This window comes from Neisseria sp. P0021.S007, assembly GCF_051956855.1.
In genome coordinates this window covers 1-782 of the sequence record NZ_JBQCXA010000361.1, presented here as the reverse complement: position 1 = coordinate 782, position 782 = coordinate 1, and the positions used below count along the sequence as shown (strand labels likewise).

Genomic DNA, 782 nt, shown 5'->3' with positions numbered 1-782 from the left:
AATAAGAACCCTATAGCTTCAGATGGAAAAGGATGCAGGTTAGGAACCAAAAATCAAAATTCTTGTAGTGCCATTGCAATGGGTAAAGTGGAAGGTTATGCAATCAGGAGTAATAGGCGCTTGGAAAGAGCTGAACAGGAAGCATTGAAAGCATGTAGTAAATATTCTGATTCTTGTGAAATACGCTATTCCGCATGTTCCCGTCATCCTGATTATCTTCGTTATTAAATGATTTAATTTTTCAGACGACCTTTTTAAGATTAGAGGTCGTCTGAAAGTTATTTATTGTGCCATGAAACCCATTAATCTAAATCCCATGAATCCCCCTTTGAATTGGCAAGGCAAACTTCCCCTCGATCTGCCGCAGGGCTGGGGCGAACGCGCCGCTGCCTTGTGCCAAGCGCAATCGCTGACCGCCGCTTTACGCGCCTTGGGTGGCAGTTTTACGGTAAAAGTGCTGTATATGGGCGAACTGGATGTGCAGGGCAATTCGTTTGGCGAAAACCATACCGAAACCGCCACACCGCAATTCGTCCGCGATGTTTTACTGCATCTGGACGGCGTGCCCGTCGTACAGGCGCGCAGCGCGTGCAGCCTGCAATCGCAAGCCTGGCGTGGCGTGTTGGATTGCGGCACGCAGCCTTTGGGCGAGCGGCTGTTTGACGGCACGCTACCCTTGAAGCGTTCGGCGTTCGAGTTTTGTCTGATGGAAAACGCAGGCGGTCAGGATGATTTCAGACGACCTGTCGCCGCCCGCAGGTCTTATTTCGATTGGGATGGCG

2 protein-coding genes are annotated in these 782 nt (G+C 50.1%); both read left to right on the top strand.

Annotated features, from left to right (window positions below):
- A partial coding sequence (locus ACTHUR_RS13360) for a DUF4189 domain-containing protein (RefSeq protein ID WP_440399014.1) occupies positions 1-228 on the top strand: 228 nt, incomplete at its 5' end.
- Positions 229-292: 64 nt separating this feature from the next.
- On the top strand, positions 293-782 hold a 490-nt coding region (locus tag ACTHUR_RS13355; RefSeq protein WP_440399012.1), incomplete at its 3' end, for a chorismate--pyruvate lyase family protein.